Source organism: Psychrobacter sp. 1Y6, assembly GCF_052258385.2.
In the GTDB taxonomy this organism is placed as follows: Bacteria; Pseudomonadota; Gammaproteobacteria; order Pseudomonadales; family Moraxellaceae; genus Psychrobacter.
In genome coordinates this window covers 3158659-3182942 of record NZ_JBQQEW020000001.1, presented here as the reverse complement: position 1 = coordinate 3182942, position 24284 = coordinate 3158659, and the positions used below count along the sequence as shown (strand labels likewise).

24 protein-coding genes are annotated in these 24284 nt (G+C 42.6%); 8 read left to right on the top strand and 16 right to left on the bottom strand.

What is annotated here, in order from left to right; all coding sequences use genetic code 11:
* Positions 1-37: 37 nt before the first annotated feature.
* The 3 genes from ACTXGF_RS27015 to erpA form a co-directional block, all read right to left on the bottom strand.
* The gene (locus tag ACTXGF_RS27015) at positions 38-550 is read right to left on the bottom strand and encodes a disulfide bond formation protein B (RefSeq protein WP_057757661.1); all 513 of its coding nucleotides are present in this window, start codon (positions 548-550) and stop codon (positions 38-40) included.
* Between the two features lie 105 nt (positions 551-655).
* Positions 656-2230: a glutamate--cysteine ligase gene (gshA, locus tag ACTXGF_RS27010; RefSeq protein WP_443533090.1), complete on the bottom strand. Its 1575-nt coding sequence runs from the start codon at positions 2228-2230 to the stop codon at positions 656-658.
* A gap of 353 nt (positions 2231-2583) precedes the next feature.
* A complete protein-coding gene (gene erpA, locus ACTXGF_RS27005; RefSeq protein WP_057757666.1) occupies positions 2584-2964 on the bottom strand; it encodes an iron-sulfur cluster insertion protein ErpA in 381 nt (126 codons plus the stop codon).
* Between the two features lie 661 nt (positions 2965-3625).
* Here erpA and ACTXGF_RS27000 point away from each other — a divergent pair.
* Positions 3626-5647 (top strand): ABC-F family ATP-binding cassette domain-containing protein, encoded by a 2022-nt coding sequence (locus ACTXGF_RS27000; protein ID WP_443533092.1) that lies wholly within the window; start codon positions 3626-3628, stop codon positions 5645-5647.
* Between the two features lie 72 nt (positions 5648-5719).
* On the opposite strand, the gene ACTXGF_RS26995 is transcribed toward ACTXGF_RS27000, so the two are convergent.
* Positions 5720-6082, bottom strand: a complete 363-nt coding sequence (locus ACTXGF_RS26995; protein ID WP_057757673.1) for a septal ring lytic transglycosylase RlpA family protein — start codon at positions 6080-6082, stop codon at positions 5720-5722.
* A gap of 874 nt (positions 6083-6956) precedes the next feature.
* Between ACTXGF_RS26995 and ACTXGF_RS26990 the strand changes: the two genes are divergently transcribed.
* The 4 genes from ACTXGF_RS26990 (at position 6957) to ACTXGF_RS26975 (ending at position 9456) form a co-directional block, all read left to right on the top strand.
* A complete protein-coding gene (locus ACTXGF_RS26990) occupies positions 6957-7256 on the top strand; it encodes a Bor family protein (protein WP_443533094.1) in 300 nt (99 codons plus the stop codon).
* Positions 7257-7265: 9 nt separating this feature from the next.
* A complete protein-coding gene (locus ACTXGF_RS26985; protein ID WP_443533096.1) occupies positions 7266-7559 on the top strand; it encodes a Bor family protein in 294 nt (97 codons plus the stop codon).
* Between the two features lie 447 nt (positions 7560-8006).
* A complete protein-coding gene (locus tag ACTXGF_RS26980; protein ID WP_443533097.1) occupies positions 8007-9032 on the top strand; it encodes a DnaJ C-terminal domain-containing protein in 1026 nt (341 codons plus the stop codon).
* 100 nt (positions 9033-9132) lie between these two features.
* Complete coding sequence (locus tag ACTXGF_RS26975) at positions 9133-9456, top strand: chaperone modulator CbpM (protein WP_102083164.1); 324 nt, start codon at positions 9133-9135, stop codon at positions 9454-9456.
* Positions 9457-9537: 81 nt separating this feature from the next.
* Here ACTXGF_RS26975 and sstT read toward each other — a convergent pair whose 3' ends face one another.
* The 4 genes from sstT to ACTXGF_RS26955 form a co-directional block, all read right to left on the bottom strand.
* Entirely contained in the window at positions 9538-10740 is a 1203-nt protein-coding gene (gene sstT / locus ACTXGF_RS26970) for a serine/threonine transporter SstT (RefSeq protein ID WP_057757687.1), read from the bottom strand.
* A gap of 294 nt (positions 10741-11034) precedes the next feature.
* Complete coding sequence (locus ACTXGF_RS26965; RefSeq protein ID WP_443533099.1) at positions 11035-11526, bottom strand: DNA polymerase III subunit chi; 492 nt, start codon at positions 11524-11526, stop codon at positions 11035-11037.
* A 7-nt stretch (positions 11527-11533) separates the two neighbouring features.
* Positions 11534-13189 (bottom strand): leucyl aminopeptidase, encoded by a 1656-nt coding sequence (locus tag ACTXGF_RS26960; RefSeq protein ID WP_443533101.1) that lies wholly within the window; start codon positions 13187-13189, stop codon positions 11534-11536.
* A gap of 225 nt (positions 13190-13414) precedes the next feature.
* Positions 13415-14032: a cysteine hydrolase family protein gene (locus ACTXGF_RS26955; RefSeq protein WP_443533103.1), complete on the bottom strand. Its 618-nt coding sequence runs from the start codon at positions 14030-14032 to the stop codon at positions 13415-13417.
* A 493-nt stretch (positions 14033-14525) separates the two neighbouring features.
* Between ACTXGF_RS26955 and ACTXGF_RS26950 the strand changes: the two genes are divergently transcribed.
* Positions 14526-15842, top strand: a complete 1317-nt coding sequence (locus ACTXGF_RS26950; RefSeq protein WP_443533105.1) for an LPS export ABC transporter permease LptF — start codon at positions 14526-14528, stop codon at positions 15840-15842.
* A complete protein-coding gene (gene lptG, locus ACTXGF_RS26945) occupies positions 15842-17050 on the top strand; it encodes an LPS export ABC transporter permease LptG (RefSeq protein WP_443533106.1) in 1209 nt (402 codons plus the stop codon). The genes ACTXGF_RS26950 and lptG overlap by 1 nt, the downstream gene beginning before the upstream one ends.
* A 120-nt stretch (positions 17051-17170) precedes the next feature.
* Here the strand turns inward: lptG and ACTXGF_RS26940 are convergent, their stop codons facing one another.
* Positions 17171-17779, bottom strand: a complete 609-nt coding sequence (locus tag ACTXGF_RS26940) for a class I SAM-dependent methyltransferase (protein ID WP_101204678.1) — start codon at positions 17777-17779, stop codon at positions 17171-17173.
* A gap of 241 nt (positions 17780-18020) precedes the next feature.
* Between ACTXGF_RS26940 and ACTXGF_RS26935 the strand changes: the two genes are divergently transcribed.
* On the top strand, positions 18021-18464 hold the full coding sequence (locus tag ACTXGF_RS26935) for a PH domain-containing protein (RefSeq protein ID WP_443533109.1): 444 nt from the start codon (positions 18021-18023) through the stop codon (positions 18462-18464).
* Between the two features lie 63 nt (positions 18465-18527).
* On the opposite strand, the gene ACTXGF_RS26930 is transcribed toward ACTXGF_RS26935, so the two are convergent.
* The 7 genes from ACTXGF_RS26930 to recN form a co-directional block, all read right to left on the bottom strand.
* The gene (locus ACTXGF_RS26930; protein WP_443533110.1) at positions 18528-18857 is read right to left on the bottom strand and encodes a DUF3817 domain-containing protein; all 330 of its coding nucleotides are present in this window, start codon (positions 18855-18857) and stop codon (positions 18528-18530) included.
* A 69-nt stretch (positions 18858-18926) separates the two neighbouring features.
* Positions 18927-19865, bottom strand: coding sequence for a site-specific tyrosine recombinase XerD (gene xerD / locus ACTXGF_RS26925; RefSeq protein WP_443533111.1), 939 nt, complete (start codon positions 19863-19865; stop codon positions 18927-18929).
* Positions 19866-19931: 66 nt separating this feature from the next.
* Positions 19932-20258: a sulfurtransferase TusA gene (gene tusA / locus ACTXGF_RS26920; protein WP_443533113.1), complete on the bottom strand. Its 327-nt coding sequence runs from the start codon at positions 20256-20258 to the stop codon at positions 19932-19934.
* A gap of 83 nt (positions 20259-20341) precedes the next feature.
* On the bottom strand, positions 20342-20836 hold the full coding sequence (locus ACTXGF_RS26915) for a hypothetical protein (RefSeq protein WP_443533115.1): 495 nt from the start codon (positions 20834-20836) through the stop codon (positions 20342-20344).
* 86 nt (positions 20837-20922) lie between these two features.
* Complete coding sequence (ruvX, locus tag ACTXGF_RS26910; RefSeq protein WP_443533116.1) at positions 20923-21498, bottom strand: Holliday junction resolvase RuvX; 576 nt, start codon at positions 21496-21498, stop codon at positions 20923-20925.
* A 50-nt stretch (positions 21499-21548) separates the two neighbouring features.
* Positions 21549-22112 carry a YqgE/AlgH family protein gene (locus ACTXGF_RS26905; RefSeq protein WP_101204671.1) on the bottom strand — a complete coding sequence of 188 codons (564 nt, stop codon included), beginning with the start codon at positions 22110-22112 and terminating at the stop codon, positions 21549-21551.
* 167 nt (positions 22113-22279) lie between these two features.
* Positions 22280-23959, bottom strand: a complete 1680-nt coding sequence (recN, locus tag ACTXGF_RS26900) for a DNA repair protein RecN (protein WP_443533118.1) — start codon at positions 23957-23959, stop codon at positions 22280-22282.
* Positions 23960-24284 lie beyond the last annotated feature (325 nt).

Sequence of the window (24284 nt, the reverse complement as noted above, 5' to 3'; positions counted from 1 at the left end):
AGGAAAGAAACCTAACGTTTTATTGAGTCATACGATCTTAATTAGCAGATTTTACGATACGCATTAATATCAACACATGTACGATCAGCAGCACACTAAATAGAATCAACGACTGCTCAGGGATACTTAATCCCATAAGCGTCCAATCAACAGAGGCACATTCGCCAGATCCTGCAAATACTTCTTTGAATACTTGTAAGATGGGGAGGGTATCAAGCCAATAGTTCAGTCCTGGACCACAAGAAGGTACTTGGTCAGCAGGCAAATGTTGCAGCCATACATGGCGTGCTGCTACTGCAGTTGCCCAACCAATACCTACTAGACTACCAAGCCATAGCAATAGTCTTATCACTTTAGACTTAGGATTAAACAACGCTGATATCAGGGCAAATCCGCCCATGACGATTAGACCAACGCGCTGAAAAATACAGAGCGGGCAAGGCGAAAGCCCTAGATGACGCTGTAAATAAAACAGCGCAAAACTCATGCCTATGATGGCCATTATCACCAAAAATACTTGCAGGTTACGGTAAGTGGTTAGCTGTCGCATTGTGCGGTTACTCTTATGGGTTTATCTATAATAGATGTGGGGTAGCAATCAAGATTAAGCAGTCAAAATGTCACAGTCAGGACTTAGCAATTAATAACTAGCAACTTAGCGATATTGCTGTAAAAATTCCGCAAAGTCTTCTGTTTCAGACTGCTCAATCTCAGCTTGCTGTAAGATAGATTTTTCTGCCAATACTTCGTATTTAGCTTGAGTATTTGGACTAAGTGTCTGCTGTAGTAAAGACTGGCGATGCTGCTGAGCCAACGTAAATCCAAGCTGCCATAAGCTGCCTAAGCGTTTACTATCGGAATTCACTTGTGCAGAGATAGTCGACTCAGAGTGTCCTGCTTTGCCCTGCATCAATGCTACAGCCGCGCGGTAATCGTTACCACCGTAGTGAGCATCAAGCAATGCAGCAAGCGGCTGCATACGCTCTAGATGCGTTAGCATCCAGCTTTCAAGTGACTGCTCTTGACCATTATTGATAATGTGCAAGTCATCACGGCGACCTTCATTGACCACACGCTCAAGATTGATAGCGAGTGTGTCTTCTTCTTCAGGTAGCAAGTCTGGTGAGTCACTGAACAGACAATACAATGCCATCACTTCCAGGAAACAAGCACTAGATAGGCGAATACCAACGTCACTATATGGGTCAAGATCGATAGCGCGGAACTCGACATAGGCGATACCGCGACGCTCAAGCGCTTCGGTTGGTGTTTCACCGCTCATCGCGATTTGTTTAGGACGAATAGGGCTGTAGTACTCGTTTTCTATCTGTAGAATATGATTGTTGATTTGAATCGGATTGCCATCTTCGTCTTCTAGGCCAAGCTTAGCAAAGCTTTCGTGCGGTGTTTGGATGGCACGGCGCAGGCCATCGACATACTCTGGCAGATAGTTATAACGGATATCAAGCTGCTCTTGCACGCTATTGGTATAGCCAAGCTTACCCATACGTAGGCTAGTCGCAGCAGGTTTGTAATAAGTCGAATCATTAAGCAATTCTAAATCGTGCTCACGCCCTGCCAAGAAACAAGGACATACGCTTGGACTGGCACCTAGCAGATATAAAACAAGGCTGGTTAGACGTTTAAAGTTACGAATCAGCCCTAGGTATTTTTCGTTTTTGAACTCTGTCAACGTTTGGCTTTGTGCGGTCGGTGTTTTGGCTTGCCATGTCTCAAACAGCGTATCACCAAAAGACAAGTTGTAATGCAAACCAGCAATCGTCTGCATACGGCGACCGTAGCGGATACCAAGTCCACTACGATATAGGGTTTTTAGCTTACCCGTATTAGAGCTACCATAATTAGCTAGTGGGATATCTTCATCTTTAGAAGACAACATGCAAGGCATCGATAATGGCCACATCAACTCACCTTCAGGTATGCCCTGATAGACCAATACGTGCAATTGGCGCAGCATATTGAGGGTTTCTTTTGGTGAGGACTTTGGTTCAGTGATGAGCTCAAGCAGGCTTTCTGAGTAATCAGTAGTAATAAAAGGATGGGTAAGTTTTGATCCAAGTTTGGTTGGATGCGGAGTCTGGGCCAAGAAACCATCAGGCTTTACGCGCAGGCCCTCTTTTTCAATACCGCGGAGCATACCCGTTAAGTGTTGGCTATCAAACCAATTAGGGATTTCGAAATTAACAAAGCTACTCGCAAAATTACTCATAATAGTCATCTATTGTTATTTATTATGGCGGATCAAAACACGATAAGCGTTTGTCCATAAAATAGGTAAATGTTAGGTCAATAATTCCGTCAGTTTAGCTCAAAGCTGTCTTGAAAACCACGGACAATTACAAATACGATAAGCTTTAGGCAACGCGATTTGTGAGGATTTTGACCCTATTTTTAATACAAATTCATCTCGAATATAGCGTTATTCTAGCCAGACAGTTTGATAAAAAAAGCATCTACCTGAGAGATAGATGCTTTGTTCATTATGCCTACAAGCCATTTGACATAGTATTGGCACACTATCGCATTATCTTGATAATCATAGCGCGACCGCGTCTATTTAGCTTATATAGAGAATGACGAACCGCAGCCGCAAGTGGTCGTGGCATTTGGATTGGTCACAACAAAACGTGCCCCTTCCAGTCCTTCGGTGTAGTCAACGGTAGAGCCTTGCAAGTATTGATAGCTTAGCGAATCGACGACTAACGTCACATCACCATTATCAAAATTGGCGTCGTCTTCGTTTAGATCGTTGGCAAAGTTAAACCCGTAAGAGAAACCAGAACAACCGCCACCCGTCACATAGACACGTAACATAAGATCGCTATCACCTTCTTCTTCGCGTAGACGGCGTACTTTTTGCGCCGCACTGTCGGTTAGGCTTAATACGGTTGGGTCTACTGGCTGGCTTGAGCTTGGACTAAATTGGTTGGCTGATTCGTTCATATCTACCTCAGTTGCTAGGATCAAATGCGGTCGTCGTCCTGTTTGGGTTTGCAATAGGATACTTGCAAATAAAGATACGCACGGCGTTTGATTTAATTGGGTGCTGTCATTATGGCAAAGCTATTGGTGCATTATAAGCTGTTTGTACAATTTCAAAATACTATTTGTGCCACCACAATATTTTATTGGCTCTATTGATAGTGGGCACTTATCTTTTATCAGTATATCATAATGGGGGTGCTGATTCGTTTGTCAAGAGTGATGCAACTACTGAATTTTACTAATGAATAGCAGTGTCCCATTTTTGATATTGTGTTTTTTAAAATAACTGCGTCAAGGGGCTAAACCAATAACCAGACTAAAAAATAATAGCGTGCGACTATATAAAACACTACTCAATAATATTAGTCAGTCTTAAAGCTTATTAGTCATATTACGGTATTTTACGGCCATAACCTTTATAATAGTAACAACCATGTATGAGCTCAAGAGTCGCTTGTGCAACTTAAGGTGTTTAGCATAATAAATACTTAGTTTTGAAATAGTTATTTAATTGTTTGCCTATGGAGCAAGCGTTTGAAATAATAGCCGCAAGTTGGCATACCCTATGTGTGTTTCTTATTGCCCTATATCTATATTATTGTTGAGATGAAGAAATTATATGATCGAATTTAAAGACGTTGGTGTTCGCCGTGATGGTCGTGAACTGTTTGCAGGTGCAAGCTTTCAGCTCCATCCAGGTCACAAAGTTGGACTGACGGGCAACAACGGCACAGGAAAATCTACCTTATTTGCGCTATTACTGACGCAGATGGGTACAGGCGATACAGAGGTCACCCTTGATAAAGGTGAAGTCAGTATTCCTGATAGCTGGCATGTGGCGCACATGGCACAGGAAGTTGGTGCTACGACGCAGTCTGCAATCGATTATGTATTGAGCGGTGATGAGCAGTGGTATGAGATTAATGCTGCGCTAAATGATTTGAGCAGTGTCAGTGATGAGCAAATTGGTGTGCTACACCAGCAGTTCGATGAAATCGACGGATATCGTACGCCGACCAAAGCGGCGCAAATTATGGCGGGTCTTGGTTTTAAGACTAGTCAGCATGAGCTGCCAGTAGAAGGGTTTTCCGGTGGTTGGCGTATGCGCTTAAACCTTGCCAAAACCTTGATGAGCCGTGCTGATCTGATGTTACTCGATGAGCCAACCAACCATTTGGATTTGGATGCTATCCTGTGGCTTGAAACATGGATCAATGCCTATATGGGTCTGGTCATCGTCATCTCGCATGACCAAGCGTTTTTGGACGCGACAGTCGGTCATATCCTGCATGTAGAGCAACAAAAAATCACCCTATATACTGGTAACTATCAGCAGTTTATCCGTACCCGTCACGAGCGTATGGCGCAGCAGCAGCAAGCGTTTGAAAAGCAAGAAGCGACCAAGGCTCACTTGGATGACTTTATTCGCCGTTTCCGTGCTAAAGCCAGTAAAGCTAAGCAAGCACAGAGCCGTATTAAGCAGTTAGAGCGTATGGCAGAGCTGTCACCAATGATGGCTGACAATCCGTTCTCGTTCCAGTTCTATGAGCCTGCAAACATGAGCTCACCGCTGATTGAGCTAACCAACGCAGATATTGGCTATAGTGAGACACCGCTTCTACACAATGCCAATGTACAGGTGACACCTGACACCCGTCTTGGCTTACTAGGTATGAACGGCGCTGGTAAATCAACATTGATTAAAGCATTAGTCGGTGAGCTTGGCGTATTAACAGGGAAGTATCGTGTTTCGGATACCCTAAAGCTAGGCTATTTCAATCAGCATCAGATGGATATCCTAGATGCCAAAGCAACGCCTATAGAGATGTTACGTCGCCTAGCAGGTAAAACCTCTGATGCGATGCTACGTTCATTCTTGGGTAGCTTTGACTTCCGCGGTGAGCGCATTGATACACCAAGCGAGCTCTTCTCCGGTGGTGAGCGCGCGCGTTTGACCTTGGCATTGATTGTTTGGCAGCGTCCAAACGTCCTTGTACTCGATGAGCCTACCAACCATTTAGACTTACAAATGCGTCAAGCATTGACTATCGCCTTACAAGGCTTTAAAGGTGCAGTGGTACTGGTATCGCATGATCGAGAACTAATTGCCAATGTCTGTGATGAGCTGTATCTAGTACATGATGGTATTATCGAAGAGTTCGATGGCGACATTGGTGACTATGGTAAATGGCTAGCAGAGAAGCGCAAGCAAGAAAACGCATCAGATAAAAATACTGGTAAGAAAAAAAGCAAAAAAGAGAGTAAGAAGTTTGTTTCACGTGAAACAGATAATAGCCAAGTGAGCAACAAAGCATCTGATAACTCATCAAAGAGTAAAGCTACGATGCCTGCACTTAGTAAAGAAGAGCAGCGTAAGCTAGCGGCTGAACAGCGTAAAATGACAGCACCTATCCGCCGTGAGATAGAAGAAATAGAAAAGACATTGGCTAAGATTGATAAGCAGCTCGTGATGCTTGAAGAAAAACTGGCTGATACAGATCTGTACGAAGAGAGTCGTAAATCTGACTTGCTTGTATTACTCAATGAGCAAACGGCGCTACAGCAGCAACATAGTGATAATGAAGAGAATTTACTACTATCAATGACGACTTTAGAAGAGATGGAAGCTAAGTTCGCATAAAGCGTTCTAGATAGTTAGTGATATAAGCAGACATAAAAAAGGGATGGCATCAGCCATCCCTTTTTTATTACATTATTCCTTACGATATTTGCCATCACCGTACGACAGTATTTCCATCGTGGTCGTACAAAGCTGACAGTTTATTTCACCAGCAGCGGCTTTTGATAAATCAAGGATACGACCTCTAATAAAAGGTCCTCTGTCCGTGATTTTTACAACGACGCTCTGCTTCGTCTTTTGATTGGTTACTTGTACCTTCGTGCCGAACGGTAACGTGCGATGTGCAGCGGTTAAAGAGTTCATATTGAAGATACTGCCACTTGCTGTGCGCTTGCCATGAAACTTACTACCGTAGTAACTGGTATTGGCTGCAAAAACTGTGGTGCTAAGTAGTAGCGATAAAGTGACAACCAAAGACTTGATTAAATAAGACATTTAATACCTTTAAGCAATTAATAAAATAGACAGATGCTCTTGCCTACGTTATCTATACTCCCTATGAGTATGAATAATAGGGGATTCTACAAGAGCTAGCTTGTCATATTATTACTGCCGTGTAAAAAACTCATGAGGTCAAATAGCTGTTTTTTAAGGAAAAATAGCTATTTTTTAGCAAGAATAATGATGATATAGGTACTAAAATTAGACTTATAAAGAGTGATTCTCATAAAGAAGCCGACAAAATACTGGAAAGCCAACAACGCAATATAAATAGGTAATATATAAAGACTAAATCTATCGATATAGCATAATTATCGTTATGAAAGCTTAAATAGAAATAGATAATATAATGTAAAAAAACCTTGCTATATTATTACTATTTTGTAAAAACTATATTATCGAACTTTATTCTATAAATTATATTAAATATTTCATGACAGTATTGATCACATCACCTGAAAACTATTTTTCTATTATTTTTTAATGACGTTTCAACTTAAAAAACTATGTTTGTTGCGATTGCGATCGTAATGCTTCAACTTATTGTAGTGAAGAATAAACTTGGTTGTAGATTCATAGCAGCGGAGTTTTATCGCATCGAAAGACAGGTAAGGTTTATAAGCAATATTCCTAAGTAAAGGTACTAGTTCTAGCATGTTGTTTATAACGTAACGAGATACTAGAAAACCACGCTTATAACTGAATTAAAGAGACGATTTTTATTTGTTTAAATATATTTAATGTTCGCAAATAAGTTTTAAGTTACCAATGAAATAGATAAGAAAAAATTAGCTTACAAATGTGTTGCATTGCAGATAGTTTGACAGTATTATTCGCACCAAACAAATATCAGTTAATGAGACCATATATGAATAAGATAGTTGCTGTAGCGATACTCGCTATCCTGACATCAGGATGTGCGACCCAAAATTATCTGGTGTCTTCATCAGAGGCGCCAAGTACTTCGGTACAACCGAACGCTGAAAAGATGCAGACGTTTTTTGTAAGCGGCCTCGGTCAAGAGAAGAAAATTGATGCAGCTGCAGTCTGCCAAGGTCAGCAAAATGTGGCCAGCATTCAGACTAAGTCCAACTTTATCAATATTGTACTAGGCACCATTTCTAATGGCATTTATACCCCTCGTCAAATCAGTGTTTACTGTAAGTAAGGAATAATAATGAAAAGATTACTAATAACAGCAGTGATGGGTTCGGTATTTTTGGCATCTGGTTGTGCTACCCAAACTGGTTTAATTCAACCAACCCAAAAAATCACCCCAGAATATACTAAATCACAGACTTTCTTTATCGGTGGCATTGGACAAGAACAGACTGTAAATGCTGCCGAAGTATGTGGTGGTGCACAAAATGTAGCTAAAGTTCAAACTGTGCAAGAGGCTAAAGACATCGCGCTAGGTCTAGTGACTTTCGGTATTTATACACCTCGTACTGCTAAAGTTTTCTGCCGCTAAAAACAGCGACTAATACACCGTAAAATATCACTTTATCGTTAAGTGACGAACAACTGAGCGGTCTATTATCAAGTCTTTAGAATAAAAAAAGAGCAAACAGTAACTGTTTGCTCTTTTTTTATTCTAAAGATTTAGTACGTACTAGAAAAAAATTAATATTACGTCAGCAGCTATCAAAGAATAACGACGCCAGACTTATAGTGATATATTCAGACACTGTGATGGCCGATAATAGCGTAGTGTTAGGTGATTCAGATAAGATAGATGCTGCAGTCGCTTGGCATCACTACTGGTAATATTTATATAACGGTGTTTGTTGTAATTATTGTTATGATGATAAGTAGGCTACAAAAATTGCTATAGCAAAATCTAGTAGCCATTTATACCGTATCGTTTGAAATTGGCAGACTGATACCACTAATATGTTTTTATTTTGGGGAAAATAACATGGCAGAGAAAAACTACTATGACATTTTAGGGGTCAAAAAAGACGCCTCAGACGCTGATATCAAAAAAAAATACCGTAAGCTCGTTCGTCAGTATCATCCCGATGTCAGTGATCATCCCGACGCTGATAATAAAATTGCAGAAATAAACAACGCTTACGAAACGATCAGAGATAAAGAAAAGCGTGCTGAATATGACGCTATGCTAAATAATCCGTTCGCGGGTCAAAGTAGATCAAGTGGGTTTGGGGGCAGTGGGCAAACTGGCGCAGGTCAAGGTGGTTTTCGCTGGGAAGATATCAAAGATCAGTTTGGTGATGGTGAGGCCTTTGGTGATGGTGGTTTCCGATTCGATGACATTTTTTCAGCATTTGGTCGTGGCGCACGTGGGTCAACTGGTGGACAAACGGGCAGTCGCTCTCAAAGCAGCGGCTTCGATCAATTTGGCGGCGGTTTTGGGACGCAAGATAGCAAAGGTCAGGATCAGCATGCCGAGATTACCGTTGATTTGTCTTCAGTCTATAGTGGCGACGACTATAGTATTAAGCTAAACGTCCCTGTTCGTCAGCCCAATGGTAATGTCGACTACGATAATAAAACCCTTAAGATAAAAATCCCTAAAGGTATCACTGACGGTAAGCAAATTCGTTTGGCAGGGCAAGGCGCTGCTGGTAGCAGTAATGGCAAAAATGGCGATTTGTTTTTGAAGGTTAAAATTCGTCATGATGCCAATATTCGTATAGAAGGCGCAGACGTTTATCAAACCGTGAATATTGCACCGTGGGAAGCAGCATTGGGTGAAAAAATCAACATCAGTACGCCAGCGGGTACGCTTGGTGTGACCATTCCTAAGAATAGCAAGTCTGGTAGCAATTTACGTCTTAAAGGCAAAGGTATCCCTGCCAAGGAAGCAGGTGATTTGTATCTAGCTTTAAATATCGTTAATCCTGATGTCAGTAGTGATGTGTCGAGACAGGCTTATGAGCAGCTAAAGCAAGCCTTTGCTGATATCAATATTAGTCGTTAAACAAGATTATGAATAACCATTACTTATTATTGAAGTAATAAACGAATAGCAGAGATGAACACGATACCGATGAAATAAAGAGAAAACGAGGATAATAGCTATGAACCACTCGACTGAATTTACAGACATCATCATGAGCTTAGATGAACTGGTCTCTGCCTGTGGCCAAGAGCGCCAATGGGTCATCGAATTAATCGAAGAAAATATCATTGAATATGATGTACCAGAGCATGAAAAATTTACTGGTTATCAGCTGACGACAGTGCGCCGTGCATCGCGATTGAGTCGTGATTTTGAAGCCAGCGTACCTGCCATTGGATTGATACTTGAGCTGTTAGATGAGGTTGAGCAACTGCGCCAACTTAAACGTCAAATAGAGCAGCAAACACCAGTCATCGAAGTCGACATAGACAACCTAAAGTAATCAAATAATCAAAATAACACGTAAAAAAAGGGCCCTTTAAAGGCCCTTTTTTTATGTCTATATAAAACACTTCAGCAGAAATTAACGCGAATACGTCGGATCAGCTGCTGCTGTAAATAATACATCAGTAGAAGAGTTCAAGGCAGTTTCAGCTGAATCCTGAATCACACCGATGATAAAGCCAATCGCAACTACTTGCATCGCGATATCATTTGGAATACTAAATAAGCTAGCAGCGAGTGGAATCAATAGTAATGAACCACCAGCAACACCAGAAGCACCGCAAGCACTAATCGTAGCAACCAGACTGAGTAGCAGCGCTGATGCAAACGTCACTTCGATACCCAACGTATGAGCAGCAGCAAGCGTTAAGACATTAATGGTAATCGCAGCACCCGCCATGTTAATGGTGGCACCTAGTGGAATGGTCACCGAATAAGTGTCTTCATGCAATCCAAGCTTACGAGCAAGGTTCATGTTGACTGGAATATTGGCCGCTGAACTACGTGTAAAGAAGGCAGTAATTCCTGATTCGCGCAGACATCTGAACACGAGTGGATAAGGGTTCTTGCCAGTTTTAATAAGGACGATAAGCGGATTGGCGACCAACGCAATGAATAACATACAGCTGATTAATACCATTAAGATACGTGCGTAGCCTGCCAAAGAAGCAAAGCCTGTCTCAGCAACCGTGCTAGCGACTAGGCCTAAGATACCAAATGGCGCTAAAGCAATAATCCATTTAACTACTTGTGAGATGGCATCAGCGAAATCACCGACAACATTACGAGCAGTATCACTGGCTTGGCGCAATGCAAAACCAATGATAATTGCCCATGCTAAGATACCAATATAGTTGGCTTCAGCGATTGCATTGATCGGATTGGCGACTAAGTTCATGAGCAAGTTCGTCAAGACTTCTTTTAGGTCAGCAGGTGGTACTTGTGCGATATCAGCGTTGATCAAGACCAGCTCAGTCGGGAATAAAAAGCTGGCACCGACTGCCGTTAGTGCTGCCAAAAAAGTGCCGAACATATACATAATAAGCACCGGCTTTACGTAGACTTCATTGCCACTGCGATGTTGACTAATGGCTGCCATAACCAGAATAAACACTAGGATGGGAGCGACTGCTTTTAGTGCGCCGACAAAGAGTGTACCAAGCAACCCTATGGCGGTGCCGATACTTGGCGCCAGCCAACCAATCAATACCCCTAACACCAAACCAATAATAATAAGCGGCACCAGCCCTATACGCTGATACATCGCAATTAATGAACGCATCTGTACACCCTCAAGTCCGTTAAAAGTAAGTGAATTGTCACAACAGAAAATTTATCGAAAGATGGTAGCATTTTTTGACATATTCGCATACCACTCATAGCAGTAGCTACTGTGCGAAAATGGAGGGATAGTAGAGTTATACAACTAGTACAAAAAGAATGCAGCACTTATAGGCAAGGGCTAGCTACTCAGAATACATCATCAATGAGAGAGTAAAAGCAGCGATATAGGCAGTGATATATAAGGTAGGAAGAGATTTCGCTATGAAAGGTAAGAGGGAAATAAACAGTAGAGCTACACCTTAAAGTGGGTCAGATCGTAACCTAATTGCTGGTAGGCTTTATATTTATTGCGACCTTCTTGTGTACTTGTAGCATCAGGTCGGATCAGCTCAAGGACTCGAGAGGGTTTTGAATTATTAGTAGCAGCCATAAAATCGTTGACGGGACGTGTCGTCGTATTGAGCACGATACCATTAAAATCTGCTGGCATATGATTGCCTAGCAGTACAGGCGCTGATACTTCAGAAGTAGCAATGTTGCTATCATCAGTACCTCTATCATTGGTAATTTTATTGTCATTATCAGAAAGACATTGATGTGGTATAAAACTCGTGGAGTCCTGTGACCAAAGTGCCGTATCTAGATTTGATAGTAATGTCTCATCTTCAATTAAAATCAGCAAAGACTGAGCGCTTTTGTTAAGCGCCGTCTGAGTCAGCTGACAAATAAAGCCCAAGAAATCTTGGGCCTTACTCTCACTTAATACATAAAAACTAATTTTCATAAATGTATTAAGCCATCTCTGCGCTGTTTTTTAGATATTGCATAAATAGTGGTACTGGACGACCAGTCGCTGCTTTGTCTTTACCTGAGTTCCATGCAGTACCAGCGATGTCTAAATGCGCCCATGCTTGACCTTCTTCAATGAAACGCGATAAGAAGCAGGCGGCAGTTACGGCGCCAGCACCTTTACCACCGATGTTTTGCATATCAGCGATTGGTGAGTCAAGCTGAGCTTGATATTCGTCATCTAAAGGCATATGCCAGATAAGATCACCTGATAGGTTGCTGGCATTTTCTAAATCAAACAGGACGTCTTCATCATTACTAAATACGGCTGAACGAACATGGCCTAGCGCAACCACACAAGCGCCAGTCAAGGTAGCAACATCGATGATGGCTTTTGGCTGATAACGCTGCACATAGCACAAGGTATCTGCTAGTACCAAGCGACCTTCGGCATCAGTATTCAAGATTTCAACTGATTTACCATTCATCGCTTTGACGATATCGCCTGGACGCGTTGCATCACCTGATGGCATGTTTTCAGCACAGGCTAGCGCACCAACGACGTTGATTGGTAGACGCGCTTCACATAAGGCTTTGATTGTACCAAGTACTGACGCCGAACCACCCATATCAAACTTCATCTCATCCATCGCCGCACCTGGCTTAATTGAGATACCGCCTGAATCAAAGGTCACGCCTTTACCGACTAATACGATAGGTGCGTCGTCATTGGTTGCTTGTGCATTGTCATTGCTATTTTTACTTGCATTTTTAGCTGACTTTTTGGTTGGTAGTTTATCGGCCAATGCCTTTAGGCCACTCACTTTTGCGTTGCTAGTGGTTTGCTCGGTAGTGCCTACATTTGAACTAAATTCTGATTTACCACGGTACTCCATGAGTACCAGCTTACCTTCTTTGGTAGAGCCTTGTGCAACGGCCAGGAAGCAATGCATACCTAGCGCTGACATCTCGTCCTCACCTAGTACCTTCACGGTTAATAGGTCCGGGTAAGCTTTTGCAAGCTCTTGAGCTTGTTCAGCCATGTAAGCTGGGAAGCAGATATTACCAGGCTCATTGGCCACATCACGAGTGAGGCTCTGACCAGCAAATACTGACTGAGCAAATGCTAGCGCAGGCTGTAGTGACTCATCAGCTAACAGATAAACATCAGTCAATACAGGCGTGGCTTGCTCAGATTTATATTTATCAAAGCGGTAGCTTGCTGCCAACAGATTAAGGGCAAATTGACCAAAGTGATTTTCTTCTAGTGCATCACCCAAGGCTACAGTAATAGAAGACACACGTTTTTGTGTGCTGCTATAGATGGTATTGGCGATTTTTTGCAGTACTGTATTGTTGAACTTATCAGTGTTACCTACACCGACCAACAGCAGTTGAACAGGGTTTTGCTTAGTGGTCTTTTTATCACCTGCTAGCGCATAATCAGCAACAGTCTCACAGGTAGTACCCTTGAAATGTGATACTTCAATCAGCTGCTCAATACGAGTGGTATATTCGCTTAGCACAGATTTAGCCAGAATGTTTTTCTTGTCATCGACTAAAACAACCAGACAAGCATCGTCTTTACTTTTGGCTTCTTTTTTCAAGATTTTTTGCGTATGAGTCTTTGGTAGATGCTGAGATAATTTGATATTCATATAGTTATCCTTATTAGAGTTATGAAAATTGCAGGATTTGTATGTCTGCTTATACCTGTCAGATTATTAGATTATTTGGTCTATCGAGCAATCACAGTAGTGTAGCATATTGCGATAATTGAGCGCAGTTAGCAAGCCTTAGGTAATACGTTTGAATTATTATGCTGTGCTAACTTACGCTATGGTTTAGTGGTTACATTATCATTTTTCGATGATGCCAACATACTAGCCATTGACCAATTCATCGGTCGTTACCATCGCGGCAAATCTGTCTTGTAGTGCGGCCATGGCAGTGTTATGCATAATTTCAGCGCTTATCGGCTTTCTTGTAGCGCTAGGTAGGTCGCGAGTGGCACAGGCATCATGGCAAACAAAACTATCGAAACCTAAATCAAATGCGGCGCGGACGCTTGAGCTGACGCACATATGGCTCATAAAACCCGCAAAAATAATCTGTTTTTTTGCTGCTGCTGAAATCAGTGATTGTAATTGCGTATCATAAAAGGCATTCGGATGCTTTTTGGCAATTACTGTTTCGCCATCTTGCGGCTGCAGCTGTTCGAAGATCTCAACGTTAGCTGATAAAGGATCAAAGACATTACCATTCTCTGCGCCATGATGGGTAATGTGGAAAATAGGTATATCTTGCTGACGCGCTTTATCGAGTACTAGGCGTGCATTGGCGATGGCTTTTGCCCCAGCGTCCCCTAATGGCATAGCGCCATCGACATATTCATTTTGATAGTCGATAAGAACAAGCGCGCTATTTGACCAGTCAAGCGCATCGAATGTGCCGCCGGCGAGTTCAAGTAGGGTAGAAGGTGTAGAGGTCGTTTTATTCATTAGTATTATTCTCCGTTTGACTATATAAGTATATTTTTCTATCAGTCAGTCTAGCAATTAATAACAGAGATAAATGTTCGATGATACGAATGACAAACAAACCTTTCTAAAATAAATAAAGCAAAAACTTAACGCTATAAATGCTATCAATTCGATGTAATTTAAGGTTTTATCAATTGTTTATCCAATATTTGCTATATTCGTTAATTACTGTCAATAATGCGCTCTTAGCAAGGTGTAGGTAATGTTTCCAAACACATTTCACAGCCATTTTTGAGCAAAACATGCTAGCATTAGCGGTTATATCTGTTGCTTGTGTTTATTGAGTATGACTAACCAGTCGCTTAGTAACGTTTACCGTTATTTGAGTATTTAGATGACCCATATCATGCTGGTGATATGTCGTCGTACGTCCTAGATATTCAGTAAGCCTATCATCAATCGCGCGCATACTAACCGTTTAAGAGTACCCATTGTGATATTACGCCGCTACATGACACAACAAGTTGCCTCGACCACTGCCTTAGTGTTGGGGTTTTTGGTAGTGATGATGCTCGGCGGTCGTTTGATACGCTATTTTGGCATCGCTGCTGAAGGTCGTTTGGACGTCAGCCTACTGTTTACAATCATTGGGTATAACCTACCGTACTTTTTAGAGCTCATTTTACCGTTAGCGTTCTTTATCGCTTTGATGCTGGTATTTGGTCGCTTGTATGTCGATCAAGAAATGGCAGTGATCAATGCTAGTGGCGTGTCTCGAGGTAAGCTTGCTCGGTTAATGACACCATTAATATTGGCATTGTTCGTCGGCGAGGCGGCGCTATCTGTCGTTGGTAAGCCTTGGGGTGTCCGCTCGTCTGAGGCTGTCTGGCAGCAGCAAGCATTGACCAGTGCGTTTGATTTGATTCGTCCGAACGAGTTTATCAGTAGCGGTAATTACCATTTGTACGTGGGTAGTCTCAGCGATGATAAGAAAAAACTACAAGATGTGATCTTGATCCAATCTGAACCCGTGAAAAAAGGTAGTGCTGCTGAAGATATCGATGCTAGTACCACTGCTATTGATATGAATAATACGATTGACAGCGAAACAGCTGAACAAATTGGCATCTCTGATATTCCAAAAGATATTATAAATAGTGGTGCAAAGGACATCAGCAAAGACACGATCACGTTGGCTAAGCGTGCTGAGCAAGTTGATACTGGCAATAGCGGCGTGACCCAGTTGGATCTGTTTCAAGGACGTCGTTACGAAGTCGGCGCAGGCAGTCTGAAATATAACCAAGTCGCTTTTGATCGTTATCGCATTACCTTGACTGAGTCTTCACAGGAAGTTATCACCGAAGACAATATTGAAACGCAAAAGATTGGACCATTGTGGCAAGCCGCAACGAGTAGCTCACCATCAGGCACTAACAGTGCAATGCGCGCTGCACAAGGTGAGCTTGGCTATCGTTTGGCGCTACCATGGCTGATGATTATCGCGCCTATGTTGGCTGTGCCACTGGCGCAAGTGCGTCCGCGTCAAGGACGTTGGCTGCGCTTGTTTCCTTCTATCTTATTATTTGTCAGCTGTGCATTAGGTATCATCTCGCTCAAAAACGCAGTGAGCAAAGACAGCATCAGTGTATGGGCATATGCATGGCTTATTTTAGGATTTATGGCATTGGCGCTTTATATGAATTGGGGTAGCCGTGTGCAACATCGATTGCGCTTTCGCAAACAAGAAAATAGGCTAGCCGCTGCCGCAACTAATTTAGTTAGCGACATAGACAATCAGAACAACAGCTCACAAGGGGGGCAGTCTTAATGCGCTCTTTATTTGCTAGGTCAGCTAAGTCTGATCAATTGGCCAAAAAACCTGCCAATCTAAAAGTCATTAGTCGCTATGTCAAGCTCAACGCTCTATTGGCTATTATCGCTGCCGTCATTGGTTTGTGGGCATTACAGCTGATTTTTTCTTACTTATCAGAGCTTGATTCGTTAGATGATAACTACACCATGGGCGAGGCGCTCAAATATATCTTTTATCGTTCGCCTTACTTTTTAGAGCAATTTATTCCAACGGGTGCGTTACTTGGTGCCGTCATAGGATTGGGCTTGCTGGCCAATAAAAGCGAGCTGGTCGTCATGCGCGCGGCTGGGGTCAGTATTTATCGTATCGTCGGCTGGGTATTGCAGCCCGCTTTGATATTTGTACTATTGGCCTTGGCTATCAATCAGTTCGTTCTACCGTCTTCTAACCAGTTAGCAAAACAGATTAATGATGAAGACAGCACCTCATTGGTCACATCAGTACGCGGCTACTGGACGATACAGCCACGATTCGAAACCGCAGAAGATGGCAGTGCTACACCTGATGGTAGCGATGTTTTATATATTGATTATGCTGATGTCGCAGGCAACATTGGCGAGGTGAAACGCTGGCATTTGGATAATAATGGCAATTTGCAAACTGCTGTCCATGCGGAAGGTGGAAAGTATACTGGCCGTGAACCAATTGATATAAATAGTGAAAAGCCAAGCGAGCAGTATCGTTATGAGTGGCAGTTAAACGATATGGTTAAGCTTTCTATCAATCAAGGTTTTGAGAGTAGCCAAGCTATTTCACCATCAGATACGTTAAGCTTACCCTTTGCCCCAGAGTCTGTGTATCTGCTAACGCGTAAGGCAGAAGATTTATCATTGACGCAGCTGTATGAGCATCGCACGTTTATGCGTCAGCAGGGCAATCGTTCTTTAGATCATGAAGTCGCATTTTGGCAAAAGCTACTATCGCCATTGTCGATATTGTCGCTAGTGATTGTCGCCTGCTCATTTGTTTTTGGCTCGCTACGGACGCACAGCTTAGGCTTGCGTATCGTCGTGGCATTGTTGTTTGGCTTGCTATTTAGCTATATACAAGACTTAGTCGGTTTTGTATCGCTAGCCACAGGCTTTTCACCAATGCTCATGGTGCTATTGCCGATTATCGGCAGCGCGCTATTAGGCGGATATTTGATAAAACGCCAGATGTAGAAAGACAATTAGTCATACAAAATAAAAAGCACGCTAAAACTAATTTAGCGTGCTTTTTTATGTTGATTTCAATTTGAGCCTCAGTTTAAATGGCCGAAACTCAATCAGGCAAAGCTAAAACTAGTCTTTGGTCGCCATCGTAATTGTATAGGTTTTACCTTGTTTGATTTTGTCGCTATTACCAAATACTTCGGTAAACGAGCGTTTCACAAATTGGCGCAGGCCGTTGATGGTGACGACATAAAAACGGCCACCTTTACGCATGCGTGCATAGGCATCGAGGAAGTATAAATAATGCTGCTCCTTACCGACTTTGGCTGGCAAGTTTGACATCACAAGGCTAAAGTCTTTGTCTTTTGCCACATGATTAAAGCCATTTGATAAATGCACATCGACATTGTTTAGACCATTTTTCTCACAGTTACGGCGTGCGTATTCTACCGCCATAAAGTCTTTATCAATCAGCGTATGCTGACCATTTGGACATTCACGTGCTGCCGTCATACCAAGTACGCCATAACCACAGCCCAAATCGATCGAGTCATCATCTTGCTCAAAATCCACATAATCAAGTAGCATCAAACTACCGTCATCGAGCTTTTGCGGTGAAAAAATGCCCCACGTGGTCGCAAAATCAAACGGCTTACCCAGCACTTCTTGGCGAAAATTGATATCTTCGCGCCAGTGTTCGGCATTTTTTAATAGGTCAGCAGGTGGTCTATGGCTCATGGGATTCTCGGATAATAGATAGGAAAAAGGTAGTGCGCAGCCCAGTTAGGCAGCATGTATATCATGACGCACTTTAATAAGGGTATTGTAACTAGAAAAGGATGGGTTTGCAGCTATCTATTTCTAGAACTGCATTTTGCTATATTGCAAAAATTTTTAAGAAAAAATGCTAGAGATATTAGATAAGAGGTATTGCTTAATATAGAATCGAATTTAACCTAATAGTCGCTAAGTATTATTTATGCCAGACATTATATTCGTATCTAAAGTAGACTTCTGGCTTGCACTGTTACTCTGGGGTTTGAGCTTATTTACTGTGTCTGTTCCATTATGGCAGTGGAAGCGAGATGCTCACAAATCCCTCATACAAACTATATTAATGACGGTTATTCTCATACCTTTTGCAGCACTAATGCTCATCCCCTTTTTCGGTACCGAGTACACATTAACGAATGACCAACTACAAGTAGATAGTGGGTTCTCTGTTCAAAAAATTGAGCTTACAGATATCACCTATATTATGCCGACTCGAAGTATGAGTTCTGCGCCAGCATTATCATTGGATAGGATTAAAATATCCTATCAAGATGAAGAAATACTAATCTCACCAAAAGACAAACCACGTTTTTATCGCGAGATACAGGCACGTAATCCTAGAATAGTGATAGATACTGCAGGCGAATAGAATGGCATTATAGTTAGCCGCATTCAGCTATACATCGTTCCTGATATTGAATTTTTCTTGAAACTACTTACTCAAACTCTTATTTAATAAAAGATCAAATATAAATGGCCCAAATGGTAAAAACGAGCCAAACACGCCAGCAGGTAGTGCCCACAGCGGCATTTTTATTCTGCTCGCCGTAATGACCAGCACCACGATATAAGCAACGAATAATACCCCATGCACTGGACCGACATAGCTCACCGCTTCTGGAGTATCGAACATATATTTGAGTGGCATCGCGATACCAAGTAACAATAAAAAAGAAGTGCCTTCTAAATAACCCATGATAGTAAGATTTCGGAGTGCAGAGTTTTGACTCTTTGTTAAGGCAGACGGTTGAGCTTGCGACACAATATATTCCTTTTACAATCATCAATAAATATTAGATTTCAATGCTGCCCATATGACAATATGGCAAGGCTACCCACGTGGATGATGCTCCGCATGTAATTTCTGCAATCTCGCTGTCGCCACATGAGTATAGATTTGTGTGGTGGACAAATCGCTATGTCCTAGCAATAACTGCACACTTCTTAAATCTGCACCATGATTGAGCAAATGTGTGGCAAAGGCGTGACGTAGCGTATGCGGGGATAATTCTTTATCGATACTGGCAACTTTGGCGTATTTCTTAAGTAGATACCAAAAGTTCTGCCGCGTCATATAGCCACCTTGCGCCGTCAAAAATACCGCTTGGCAATTGCCTGATTTCAAATGGGCAATCAAGTCTCCACGTCCATGAGAAAGATAATCTTCCAATGCATCCGCTGCATATTCGCCGAGGGGCACCAGTCGCGTTTTATTCCCTTTCCCCGTGATTTGTAGCCAACCTGAGTTTAGATTCACTTGCTCTAATGAGAGGTTAATCAACTCACTCACCCGTAGACCGCAGGCATAAAGCACTTCTAGCATGGCTTTATCACGCAGTCCAAGTGCCGTACTGGTATCAGGTGCAGCAAGTAGATTATCGACGTCAGCCTCGGCTAAGTCCTTTGGTAACGGACGTCCCAGTTTTGGGCTTTTGATACGTTCACAAGGATTATCTTCACGCAGATTGCTAGCGATCATCCATAGATAAAACTGACGCAAGCTTGAGAGCATGCGTGCTTGGGTACGTGGGGTTTTGCCTTCTTGAGAGAGTGTTGATAAGCAGTGCAGTACATCATCAGGCTGCCAGCGTGTCAGGGCGATAGGATTGGTCAGCTCACAAGAGCGTAGGTCACGGACGTACGCATTACGAGTACGCGTCGCTAGACCGCGCGCCAGCATGGCTTGACGAAACTCAGTCATATAAGCTGGCTCATCATCGACCGCCAATGCTTTAGGCTGTCGTTGTTGCACGGCACGATCACGGCTCATAGGACGATACTCAGGTAGGGGTTAAGTTAGCAATGACAGACAGTTATTAAAACAATGCCAAACCTATCATGCCATCTTTTTCTTAACCAGATAGCGATATAGCGTCACGCTTGCAGGCGTATCATCATCGCTATCGATGGTGATTTCATCAGGGTCAGCATCTAAGCTCACGTTTTCAGCCAATGTTTCTTGACCTATTAGTTCATGACCCAAATGACGACAGAAATTTGGAATGTCGCGCGTGGTAGCTGGATCTGTCGCCAATATCTCAATCACTTCACCGCCATCTGCTTTTCGAATGACACGGTGTAGCATCATGACGGGCTCAGGACAAATCAGCCCTTGAGTATCTAAGTAATGGTGGATAGGCGTGTCTGGTATCGAAGTGGTCATAGTCATTATCGTAAAGCTAAATAAGTGAATTTGAGGATGAGTAGTTTGCTTAAATACTTATCGCGGCGTACTTTGTAGATCGTCTACGCTCCAGTACTTTCAGCATCTTCGTCGGCATCAGGCGTATCAGCTACTTCTAAAAAGTTAAAAAACCGCTTAAAGCTTACTTTAAATAAAAATGCCACGCCTAGCCAACAAGATAGCCCTAACCATGCAGTATCGGCAAAAATTAATCCACCAACCAATATAATGGTTGATACACCAATACTCATGGCAATCATCGACGGTTGGTTTAAGCGATAACGATAAACGACCAATGCATCATAAATAGTAATGGGTATCGTGAGGGCTACTAAGGCGTAGGGCAAATTATAAAATAACTGATAAAGCAGCTGGTTATCATGGAAAGCTTTGATACTAGCAATCGTGCCAAAGACCACAAATGTAAAAATAGCCGCATAAATGAGATAAATCGCTATTTGGTTGGCACGCTGTGCGCCTTTAATACGGGCAATAGCAAGTGGAGCGAAACCATGCTGTGACTTATGTTGCGAGGGTTGGTCTGAGACAGTGGTCATAGTAATCAGTCATTTATCCGTTAAGAGGTACGATGTATCGAAGTGACATTATAGCCGCACACGTGTCTTTTACCTATTTGGCTGCTTTATTCTGCTTTGATTGCATCGATAGCGATACTGCTATTAGGATCAGCAAAATAGGTCGACATTAGGATACAAGCGGAGATATCATCGATTGGGTCGCGTTCGTTTTTGATCCAACCATTGTCCCATGCGATTTCTCTTGCTTCGATGGAAGTCAGCCGCTCATCACACAGTGATACGGTCACTGGCAAATGCTGCTCCATTATTCTATGGGCCAGACGACGAGCGAATTTGTGTGCTCGTTTTGAAAGCATGGAGCTAGTGCCATCCATATTAAGCGGTAGACCGACCACGACTTGCGCCACGCCCCAAACTTTGATGATACCAATTAGATTGTCCCAATCTGGCTGACCGTTATTCATCGCCAATATGTCAAAGGCACGCGCTGTCTGCGTAATGGTATTACCGAGCGACATACCCATCTTTTTGACGCCATAATCTAGCGCCAAGATAAGATGCGGCTTTACTTCTAGCTCAATAGTTTCAGCAGTGCTATTGCTATCGAGAGTATCAAGTTCATTTTCAATGTCATTATCTATAGCGTCTGTGCTACTGGCTGTAAAAGTACTATCTACCATAGTAATGGGTGTCCTTTATGTCTTTATCTAAATTCGCAGAGCGTATGATATTAAGCATGACCTATGTCACTACTAAGATAGTCGAAATTGACTCCGATTTTGTCGGCTGCGATTTGCCAGCGTTCTTCAAACGGGGTATCAAATAATAAATTCAGATCAGCAGGGCAGACTAACCAGTCACCATTACTCAGCTCTTGGTCTAGCTGTTTTTTGCCCCAGCTGGCATGACCTAGACACAGCTGATAGTGACCAACACCTTGCCCTGCGGCGATACGCTTTAGAATATCTTGGCTAGTCGTGATGCAAACGTTCTCTGAAATAGCAAAAGAAGACGCCCATTCCGGCTGACCAGTATGCAGCACAAAGCCAACCTCAGGATACATAGGGCCGCCTTCTAATGCCACATCCTCCATCACCTGTGGATTGGTCACTTCAATATCCAAATCTTCTAGCAACTTACCTACGCGAGATTGCTCAAGCGGGCGATTGACCATCAGACCTAGCGCACCATGCTTGTCATGACGGCAAATATATATAAGTGCCTGCTCAAACCTTGGGTCTGACAGCTCTGGTGCTGCAATCAAAAAATGATGGGTCAAATTGGTTTTAGACATAGAAACAAACGCAACCTAATAATAAGGGTGAAAGACCACTATATGGTGATAATCAACAGAAAAGCAAGATTCGCATCAATTGCTGCTGACCATCATACAGACTCATCTAACCATTCGTTTTAATGAAAACGAATGATTATTTAACGTTAGATAGGTCAGATAGAGCGTTATTTAACATCGGATAATAAGCTGCGGGCATGATCGCGCGTGACATCGGTGATAATGACACCACCAGACATACGCGCCAGCTCGTCTACTTGTGCACTGTCGGTCAGTATGAGTAGCTCGCTTTCGGTCTGTTCTTGATGATGCTTTTGTACCAAGATATGTTGATGTGCTTGTGCCGCGACTTGTGCTTGGTGTGTGATAGCTAACAATTGCTGTGTTTGGCCAAGTGAGCGTAACAGTTCGCCAACCACTTGCGCAGTACCGCCACTGATACCGACATCGACCTCATCAAATACCAACATAGGCTTGGCGGCATTATTATCAGCATTGGTCGCTTGTAAGACTTGCATCACGAGCGCCATACGTGACAGTTCACCACCTGAGGCGATTTTATGTAGGGGCTGCATTGGCATACCGACATTAGCGCTGAATAATAAATCAATATCGAAACAACCTTGGGCATTGTAATGACTAGGTTCAGATTTTTTGATAAAGACAAATTCACAGCGAGCATTGGGTAGCGCAAGCGGTTGTAGTTGTTTGATGAGTTGCTTACTAATTACCGGGGCAGCTTTTGTGCGCTCTTTATTTAACTGTGTCGCCAGAGCGAGATAGTCTTGCCAAGCCTGCTCAATTTGCGCTGCCATTGCATCACTACTTGGCTCGTTCTCTAGCTGCTCTAATTGCGCTTCCCAACCTTTTGCCTCATCAATTAAATCACTCGCTGGCAAGCTATGCTTACGTGACAAACGATGTCCTAAGCTGATTAAATTGTCTAGTGTTTGCAAGCGTTCAGGATCAGGTAGCTGCTGTTCGGCATAATCTGATAGCAGAGCAGTCACCTCAGTGATTTGCTGCTGTGCTAGATGGAGCTGCTCAGAAGCTTGTTCAAACGTTTGACTGACGCTTACTTGATTGTCACAGAGTTTAATCGCTTGTCCGAGCAAGGTCATGACGTCTGGTTCATCAGTATCATTGTCGAGCAAATGCAGACCATGACTGGCCTCTTGCATCAAGGCTTCAATATTGGAGAGCTCTTCGTGTTCAGATTCAACTTCTACGTAATCCACAGCCAATAACGGCGCAATATCTGCTAATTGGCTCTGCAACAACTGAATACGATCTTGACGCTGGGCTTCACGACTTGCGATGTCATCCGCGCGACGTTTTAGCTGTTGATAAGCTTGATAGCTACTGGCAGTTTGGATGGCTAGCGGTGTTATCTGTGCCATCTCATCGAGCCATTGCACCACAAATTGCGGCTTGAGCAATGCTTGCTGAGCATGTTGGCTATGTATATTGACCAGTAAAGCACCTAAACTCTTTAGCTCAGCTAAGCTAACCGGTGAACCATTTAGCCATGCTTTTGAGCGGCCAGTATTGCTTAATTGTCGACGAATAAGTACTTCAGGTTCTTCTAGCGGTCGATCATTTTTGGCAAACCAGTCAGCGACGACACTGTTATTTTCTACATCGAATTGAGCGTAGATATCTGCATGCGCGGCGCCATGCCTGACCATTGCACTGTCTGCTCGCTCACCGACACACAGTGATAGTGCATCTAGCAATAACGACTTGCCAGCACCTGTTTCACCAGTGATGACATTAAAACCTTCAGCCACGCTCAGCTCATGCTGAGCAATCAACGCAAACTGATGTAAAGTTAACGATACTAGCATCAACGCCTCTCAGGACAGACAATGGACATCATATAAATCTTAGGAAGCCATCTATAAATAGGATAAATAAGGAATTGAAAATATCTATTTAAACTTGCTAATTAGATAAATATTATAGGCAAATAGTATGGTGTTAAATGTGCGTAAATACAAACTTTAAGACGAGGTATAACAGAATTTATTATTGGGAGATTACCATAAAACTATTAAAAACTGACAATAAATCATCGACATAATACCTATAATATTAATCATTAGGGTCATTTAACATCTAAAGATAAGCAAAGTATGCGAAAAAGTATTTTGACTAATAATGATAAAAATA

Coding starts and splice junctions, on each gene's coding strand:
- xerD (WP_443533111.1), bottom strand. CDS start 19,865: ATGAGCCGTGATCGTGCCGTGCAACAACGACAGCCTAAAGCATTGGCG.
- ACTXGF_RS27015 (WP_057757661.1), bottom strand. CDS start 550: ATGCGACAGCTAACCACTTACCGTAACCTGCAAGTATTTTTGGTGATA.
- erpA (WP_057757666.1), bottom strand. CDS start 2,964: ATGAACGAATCAGCCAACCAATTTAGTCCAAGCTCAAGCCAGCCAGTA.
- ACTXGF_RS26960 (WP_443533101.1), bottom strand. CDS start 13,189: ATGAATATCAAATTATCTCAGCATCTACCAAAGACTCATACGCAAAAA.
- ACTXGF_RS26990 (WP_443533094.1), top strand. CDS start 6,957: ATGAATAAGATAGTTGCTGTAGCGATACTCGCTATCCTGACATCAGGA.
- ACTXGF_RS26995 (WP_057757673.1), bottom strand. CDS start 6,082: ATGTCTTATTTAATCAAGTCTTTGGTTGTCACTTTATCGCTACTACTT.
- ACTXGF_RS26940 (WP_101204678.1), bottom strand. CDS start 17,779: ATGAGCCATAGACCACCTGCTGACCTATTAAAAAATGCCGAACACTGG.
- lptG (WP_443533106.1), top strand. CDS start 15,842: ATGCGCTCTTTATTTGCTAGGTCAGCTAAGTCTGATCAATTGGCCAAA.
- recN (WP_443533118.1), bottom strand. CDS start 23,959: ATGCTAGTATCGTTAACTTTACATCAGTTTGCGTTGATTGCTCAGCAT.
- ACTXGF_RS26965 (WP_443533099.1), bottom strand. CDS start 11,526: ATGAAAATTAGTTTTTATGTATTAAGTGAGAGTAAGGCCCAAGATTTC.
- ACTXGF_RS26955 (WP_443533103.1), bottom strand. CDS start 14,032: ATGAATAAAACGACCTCTACACCTTCTACCCTACTTGAACTCGCCGGC.
- ACTXGF_RS26915 (WP_443533115.1), bottom strand. CDS start 20,836: ATGACCACTGTCTCAGACCAACCCTCGCAACATAAGTCACAGCATGGT.
- tusA (WP_443533113.1), bottom strand. CDS start 20,258: ATGACCACTTCGATACCAGACACGCCTATCCACCATTACTTAGATACT.
- ACTXGF_RS26975 (WP_102083164.1), top strand. CDS start 9,133: ATGAACCACTCGACTGAATTTACAGACATCATCATGAGCTTAGATGAA.
- ACTXGF_RS26950 (WP_443533105.1), top strand. CDS start 14,526: ATGACACAACAAGTTGCCTCGACCACTGCCTTAGTGTTGGGGTTTTTG.
- sstT (WP_057757687.1), bottom strand. CDS start 10,740: ATGCGTTCATTAATTGCGATGTATCAGCGTATAGGGCTGGTGCCGCTT.
- ruvX (WP_443533116.1), bottom strand. CDS start 21,498: ATGGTAGATAGTACTTTTACAGCCAGTAGCACAGACGCTATAGATAAT.
- ACTXGF_RS26905 (WP_101204671.1), bottom strand. CDS start 22,112: ATGTCTAAAACCAATTTGACCCATCATTTTTTGATTGCAGCACCAGAG.
- ACTXGF_RS26935 (WP_443533109.1), top strand. CDS start 18,021: ATGCCAGACATTATATTCGTATCTAAAGTAGACTTCTGGCTTGCACTG.
- gshA (WP_443533090.1), bottom strand. CDS start 2,230: ATGAGTAATTTTGCGAGTAGCTTTGTTAATTTCGAAATCCCTAATTGG.
- ACTXGF_RS26985 (WP_443533096.1), top strand. CDS start 7,266: ATGAAAAGATTACTAATAACAGCAGTGATGGGTTCGGTATTTTTGGCA.
- ACTXGF_RS26980 (WP_443533097.1), top strand. CDS start 8,007: ATGGCAGAGAAAAACTACTATGACATTTTAGGGGTCAAAAAAGACGCC.
- ACTXGF_RS27000 (WP_443533092.1), top strand. CDS start 3,626: ATGATCGAATTTAAAGACGTTGGTGTTCGCCGTGATGGTCGTGAACTG.